Below are 6,858 nucleotides of genomic sequence, written 5' to 3' on the forward strand. Positions count from 1 at the left end.
CGGCGCAACGCGCCTCCCGGGCGCTCGACCCGCGGCGCGGCGGCCGCGCCGCGTCCCCGGCACCGCCGGGCCCGATGCCGTCGGGCCTCGACGACCACGCGGACGCCCTGGAATGGCTCGACACCGAGCATCAGGCGCTGCTGGCGGTGATGCGCCACGCCGTGGCCAACGGACGGGACGCCACGACCTCGGCGCTGGTGTGGGCCCTGGAGCCGTACTTCGAGCGCCGTGGACTGTGGAGCGACCGCGCCGCCGCCCACCGGCTCGCCGCCGAGGCGGCCGGTCGGCTCGGCGACACCGACGCGCGCGCCCACTCCCACCGCAACCTGGCCCGCTCGCTTGTCCAAATGGGACGCGTGGAGGAGGCGCGGGCGCAGTTCGACATCGCGATGGGGCTGTTCGTCGAGCGCGACGACGCCCGCGGCCGGGCCGACGTCCACCGCGGCGTGGGCTGGCTGTTGTCGTCCCTGGGCGACTACCGCGCCGGCATCGACCACGCCCGCCGGGCCCTGGATCTCTACCGGGAGGCCGGCGACCGGCTGCGGCAGGCCCAGGCCCTCAACGCCATCGGCTGGCGGCACGCCCAACTGGGGGAGTACGGCCCGGCGCTGGACCACTGCCGGCGGGGCCTCGACCTGTTCATCGACGTGGCCGCCGAATTCGGGCACGGCGACTTCCAGGGCGAGGCCGAGACCTGGGACAGCCTCGGCTACATCCACCACAGGCGCGGCGACCACGACGCGGCGCTGTCGTGTTTCGACAGCGCGATACACCTGTTGTCCGCCAACGGAGAGCGCTACTTCCTCAGCGAGGTCCTCACCCGCGCCGGAGAGGTGCACCGCGACCTGGGCGCGTTCGACCCGGCCGCGCGCGACTGGCGCCGCGCGCTGGCGATCCTGGATTCGCTCGGCCACGCCAACGCCGCGGGCGTGCGCGCCAAACTGTCCGAACTGGACCAGATGTGAAGACGCCGGTGGGGTCGTCGCGATGACGACCCCACCGGCGCTGCCCCGCCCCTGGGGATCTATTCGTAGGAAATCGCGTTCAACACGTTGAGCCGGTTGGCGCGGTACGCCGGGATCAACGCGGCGAAGAAGCCGATCACCAGCGAGGCGATCACGTAGAACACCATCGTGCCCCACGGCATCGCCAGCACGTCGACGAAGTCGCCCTTGAGCGCCTGCTGTACCGCGACACCGAGACCGGCACCGACCCCGAGACCCAGCAGAGCGCCGAACATCGAGATCACAATGGACTCAACCGTGACCATGCGCGTCACCTGGCCCCTGGTCAAACCGGTGGCCCGCAACAGACCCAGCTCGCGGGTGCGTTCCCGGATCGACAGCGTCAGGGTGTTGATGACGCCGATGATCGCGATCAGCATCGCCATGCCCAGCAGGACCTGCACCGCGATGAGCATGATGTCGAACTGCTTGGTCATCTGGTCCACCAGCACGCTCAGGTCCGACACGCTCACCAGCGGGTTGTCCTTCAGCAGGTCGTCCAGCTTGTGGGTCACGGTCTTCTTGTTCGCGCCGGCGTCCAGCTTGATGTACGCCGTGGTGGGTTGGTCGACGGCGAAGTACTTGGCGTTGTCGACGCTCACTATGTACGGCGCGGTCATCCCGCTGTTCTTCACGATGCCCGACACCGTGAGTTCCTTGGACTGCTTCGACTTCGGGAACTTCACCTTCAGCGTGTCGCCCACCGTGACGTGCTGGCGTTTCGCGGCGTCCTTGCTGACGATGATGTCGTCGGTGCCGAGGCTGGAGGTGTTGCCCTTGTCATGCCCCATGGCCGTCATGTGAACCAGGTCCTTGACCTGGTCGGTGGCGTCGACCATGGTGCCCTCGCGGCCCACCGTGGTGGAGGTGTCCGCGTAGGTGGAGACCATCGTCTTGACGCCGTCGATGTCGGCGGCCTTGGTCGCCACGGTCTTGTCGAAGGTCGGCGGCGTCGGTCCGGTCTGGACGCCGCTGATCAACAGGTCCACCTGCGACTGCTTGTTCAGGTACTTGGTGACACTGGCCTCCGCCGAGGAGAACAGCACACCCACCGCCGTCACCAGCGCGATCCCGATCATCAGCGCGGTCGCGGTGATCGCGGTGCGCCGCGGGTTGCGGGCCGAGTTGCGGCGGCCCAGCTTGCCCGGCAGCGACCACGAGAACAGCGCGCCGATCGCCGACACGAGCGGTCGGGCCACGAACGGCGTGAAGATTGTGGCGCCCAGGAACAACAGGATGATCCCGCCGAACACCGCCAGCAGCGTGTCGTTGGACGTGGCGCTGCCGAACTGCTTGGTCAGCGCGGCCGTCAACAGCCCGCCGCCGCCCAGAAGCAGCACACCGCCGATGATCCCGAACCAGCGCACCGGCCGCTCGGTGTTGGCGGCGTCGCGCAGCGCGGCGATCGGCGGAATCCGACCGGCCCGACGCGCCGGCAGGATCGCCGCGAACATCGTGATGCCCACGCCGATGACCAGCGCGGCGATGAACGCCGTGGTCGGCACGTTCAGGGTGGTCCGCATGTTCCCGAACAACCCGGCCGCGGCCGAGGTGCCGCCGTAGCCCAGCCCGACGCCCAGCGCCAGTCCGATCACCGCGGAGATGAATCCCACGATGAACGCCTCCAGCATCACCGAGCGGGTGACCTGACCGCGTCCGGCGCCGATGGCTCGGAACAGGGCCAGCTCCCGGGTGCGCTGGGCGACGATGATCGAGAACGTGTTGATGATGAGGAAGACGCTGACCAGCAAGGCGATGGCGCCGAAGCCCAGCAGCAGGTAGTTGAAGAACTTGATGACCACCTGGAGTCCGCCGGCGGCCTCGTCGGCGAGCTTCTTGCCCGTCTTGACGTCGTACTTGTCGTCGACGATCCCGGCGATCTGCTTCTTCAGCTCGGTCTGCGAGACCTTTCCGTCGCCGCGGACACTGATGTCGGTGTAGGCGTCCTTACCGTCCAAAAGCAACTTCTGTGCCTCGGACGTGGTGAAGGAGACGGACTTCTCCCCGCCCAGGGACTTGCGGTCCCCGGTGTATCCGAAGATCCCGACGACCTTGAACTTCTGCGGTTTCGGGTCCCCGACGATGACCTTGACGGTGTCGCCGACCTTGTAACCCAGGTCGTCGGACATCGCGGCGTTGATGGCGATCTCGTTGCCGTGCTTGGGGCCGGCGCCGTCGCGCAGTTGCATCGGGCTTTGGACACCGGACCAGTTGGAACCGATGGTGGGGGCGCCGGTGGGCGGCAGCACCTTGCCGTGCTTGTCCAGCACCTGGACGCCACCGTTGGCGTTGGTGATGTCGCCGGTCACCTTGGTGACGTGGTCGGCGTCCTTCACCGTGTCGACGAGCGAGGCGGGAACGGGCTTCGGGCTTCCGTTGTCGTCCGAACCGGCGGACACCTGGACGTCGACGTTTTGGTACGCGGTGGCGAACATCGACCGGATCGAGTCGCCCAGCGAGGCGTTGAGAACCAACGTCCCGGTGATGAACGCGACCCCCAGGATCACCGCGATGCCCGACAACAGCAGCCGGGTCTTCCGCGACAACAGGGATTTGAGTGCGGCACGCAGCATTTTTACCGCTCGCCTCCGGACTGCGCCGCCACGATCTCCTCGAAGCGCTTCAGCTCATCGAGGACCCGGTCGGCGGTGGGCTCGAACATCTCGTCCACCACCTGGCCGTCGGCCAGGAACAGCACGCGGTCGGCGTAGGACGCCGCGACGGGGTCGTGGGTGACCATGACGATGGTCTGTCCGAACTGGTCGACCGAGGCGCGCAGGAACTTCAGCACATCGGTGCCCGAACGCGAGTCGAGGTTTCCGGTGGGCTCGTCGGCGAAGACGACATCCGGGCGCTGCACCAGGGCCCGGGCGCACGCCACCCGCTGCTGCTGTCCACCGGACAATTGCGACGGACGGTGCTTGAGCCGGTCCCGCAGGTCGACGGTGTCGATGACCTGGTCGAACCACGTGGTGTCGGGCTTGCGCTTGCCAATGGACAGTGGCAAGAGGATGTTCTCCTCGGCCGTCAGGGTGGGCAGCAGGTTGAACTGCTGGAAGATGAACCCGACCTTGTGGCGACGCAGCTTGGTCAGCCCGCGGTCGGAAAGACCGGTGACCTTGGTGTCGCCGATGTGGACCTCGCCGCGATCGGTGTAGTCCAGACCGGCCAGGCAGTGCATGAGGGTCGACTTGCCCGAGCCCGAGGGGCCCATGATGGCGGTGAACCGCCCGGCGCTGAACTCGGCGGTGACGCCGCGAAGCGCCAACACCTGTGCCTCCCCGGTGCCGTACACCTTCCAGACGTTGTCCGCTCGCGCGGCTACGGCCGTGGTGGTGGTTGAAGCGGTCACGATGTGGTCCTCCCAAGGAATAGCGTGACTTCACTTTATGGATGTCCAACACGCTATGCCGTGGTTACCCCGAAACCGTCCTGCGTGGGCACGATTTGCGGATCCACCTTTCGCCCGGTCTTCGGGGGGCCGGGGGTCGGTGGAACGACCCCGATCGGCAGACGGGCGTACTACTCAGGTAGGAGACCCGGCCGCGACGATCGTCAACGGCTGGGTTTGACCAGGCCGGTCTCGTAGGCCAGCACCACCGCCTGCACCCGGTCGCGCAGCCCCAGCTTGGTGAGGACGTGGCCGACGTGGGTCTTGACGGTCGTCTCGCTGACGGTGAGCTCCCTGGCGATCTCGGCGTTGGACAGGCCCTTGGCGACCAAACCCAGGACCTCCCGCTCCCGCTCGGTGAGCACGTCGAGGCTCGCCGGGGTGGCACCGTCGGGTTCGGGGAGCCGGTCGACGAACTTCTCCAGCAGGCGCCGCAGGATCCGCGGGGCCACCACCGCCTCGCCCGAGGCCACCGAGCGGATCGCGCTGATCAGGTCCTCGGCGGGCACGTCCTTGGCGAGGAAGCCCGCGGCGCCGGCGCGCAGCGCGCCCACCACGTACTCGTCCAGGTCGAAGGTGGTGAGGATCAGCACCCGCACCGGCAGCTTGGCGTCCACGATCGACTTGGTGGCGGCCACCCCGTCCAGCCGGGGCATCCGGATGTCCATCAGCACCACGTCGGGCAGCAGGCGGCGGGCCAGATCGACGGCCTCGGCGCCGTCCCCGGCCTCGGCCACGATGTCGATGTCGTCCTCGGCACCCAGCACCATGCGGAAACCGGTGCGAAGCAGGGGCTGGTCGTCGACGAGCAACACCTTGATGGGTCGCTGCGGTGAATCGGTGTTCACGAAGTTCCTCCCGCCTCGACCGCTGTCCCCGAGGCATCGATGGGTATGTGCGCGTGAATCCGGAAGCCGCCGCCCGGGCGGGGGCCGGTGCGCAGGCTGCCACCGTACAGGGCGACGCGTTCCCGCATGCCGACCAGGCCGTGTCCCACCCGCCCCGAACCCGTGGTCACCGAGGCGGGACCCACGCCGGTGTCGGAGACCTCCAAGTCCAGGGCGTCGGGCGTGAACTCCAGGCGGACGCCGGAGCGCGCCGGCCCGGCGTGCTTGAGGGTGTTGGTGAGTCCCTCCTGGATGATCCGAAAGACGGTCAACGCGACGCCCTGGTCCAGCGGGAACGGCTCGCCGTCGATGATGAGCCGCACCGGCAGGCCCGCGTCGCGCATCTGCTTGACCAGGGTGTGGATCGCGTCCAGGCCGGGCTGCGGGGTGAGCTCCTTGTCGTCGGCCTCCTTCTCCTCGTCGCTGCGCAACACCTCCAGCAGCCGCCGCATCTCGCGCAACGTCGTGCGGCCGGTGGCTTCGATGGTGGCCAGGGCATCGGTGGCCTTGTCGGGATCGGTGCGCAGTGTGCGGCGGGCACCGGCCGCCATCACGTTCATCACCGACAGGTGGTGGGCCACGACGTCGTGCAGCTCGCGGGCGATGCGGCGGCGCTCGTCGTTGACGGCCTGGATGATCCCGGCGGCGTGGTTCTCCTCGGCGACGCGGGCGCGATCCTGCAACTCGGCGACCTTGGCGCGTCGATGGTGGACGGCTCGTCCGACGGCGAAGGTGATGCCCGCCAGCACATAGTTGAACAGCAACAAGGTGGCGGGATTGGTGCCCTGCGTCGCCGTGGTGTTGGAACCCACGATGGACAGCGACGCCGCGATCCACAACACCGCGGTGCCGATGGCGGCCGGACGGAACGGCCGGGCCGCCGCGATCGTGTAAGCGACCACCACAATGGAGTACCCGCCGCCCCACCAGGCGCGCTCGTCCAGGGGCGACACGCACAACAACGTGACCAGAATCCCGGTGGCCCACCACAACCGCACGCGTCTGATCGCCACCGGGGCGACGCCCGCCACCACCCACAGCCAGGTCACCGGGTCGGTGTACGGGGCCTTGCCGATGAACAACGCCGGCAGGGTCACGACGAACACCAGCAGGGCCAACAGGCCGTCGGCCGCGAGCGGCCGCCGCTGGAACCATTGGTGCACGGGGCCACCCCGAGCGAGCATGGCGAGACGCGGTGCGGAAGTCACGCCCGTACGTTAACCTCCCCGACGCCCGGACTCCTCCACACGCTGGCGGATCTTCGCATCCTTCTCAAGGAGCATCCGCCCGACTACGCAAGGCCCGCCCGGCGCAAAGCCTCGGCCATGGCGCCCTGCGGCGCGCTCGGCTTGCCGCCGCGCTGCCCGCCCCGGTTGTCGCGCTTGCGGCGCCCGTCGCCGCCGCCGCGCCCGCCCGAATCCCGCTTGCCGTCGTTCGGCGTGGACTTGGCGTTGCCCTTGGCGGGCTCGTCGTCCAGCCGCATGGTCAGGGAGATGCGCTTGCGCGGCTCGTCGACCTCGACCACCCGCACCTTGACGATGTCGCCCGGCTTGGCCACGTCGCGCGGATCGGACAC

General features: G+C 68.8%; 6 protein-coding genes. 1 reads left to right on the top strand and 5 read right to left on the bottom strand.

Annotation, left to right across the window (positions count from 1 at the left end; all coding sequences use genetic code 11):
- Nucleotides 1–965, top strand: a 965-nt coding sequence (locus VE172_RS25290) for a tetratricopeptide repeat protein (RefSeq protein ID WP_324804791.1), incomplete at its 5' end; no start/stop codon positions are given.
- Between the two features lie 59 nt (nucleotides 966–1,024).
- On the opposite strand, the gene VE172_RS25295 is transcribed toward VE172_RS25290, so the two are convergent.
- From VE172_RS25295 to VE172_RS25315, 5 genes are all read right to left on the bottom strand, one after another.
- The gene (locus tag VE172_RS25295) at nucleotides 1,025–3,577 is read right to left on the bottom strand and encodes an ABC transporter permease (protein ID WP_324804792.1); all 2,553 of its coding nucleotides are present in this window, start codon (nucleotides 3,575–3,577) and stop codon (nucleotides 1,025–1,027) included.
- A gap of 2 nt (nucleotides 3,578–3,579) precedes the next feature.
- A complete protein-coding gene (locus VE172_RS25300; protein WP_324804793.1) occupies nucleotides 3,580–4,356 on the bottom strand; it encodes an ABC transporter ATP-binding protein in 777 nt (258 codons plus the stop codon).
- 203 nt (nucleotides 4,357–4,559) lie between these two features.
- Entirely contained in the window at nucleotides 4,560–5,243 is a 684-nt protein-coding gene (locus VE172_RS25305; RefSeq protein WP_324804794.1) for a response regulator transcription factor, read from the bottom strand.
- A complete protein-coding gene (locus VE172_RS25310; protein ID WP_324804795.1) occupies nucleotides 5,240–6,490 on the bottom strand; it encodes a sensor histidine kinase in 1,251 nt (416 codons plus the stop codon). The genes VE172_RS25305 and VE172_RS25310 overlap by 4 nt, the downstream gene beginning before the upstream one ends.
- An 83-nt stretch (nucleotides 6,491–6,573) precedes the next feature.
- Nucleotides 6,574–6,858 (bottom strand): S1 RNA-binding domain-containing protein (locus VE172_RS25315; protein ID WP_324804796.1); only part of this gene is annotated, 285 nt, incomplete at its 5' end.

Origin of the sequence: Stackebrandtia sp. (genome assembly GCF_035643755.1) — a bacterium.
Classification (GTDB): domain Bacteria; phylum Actinomycetota; class Actinomycetes; order Mycobacteriales; family Micromonosporaceae; genus Stackebrandtia.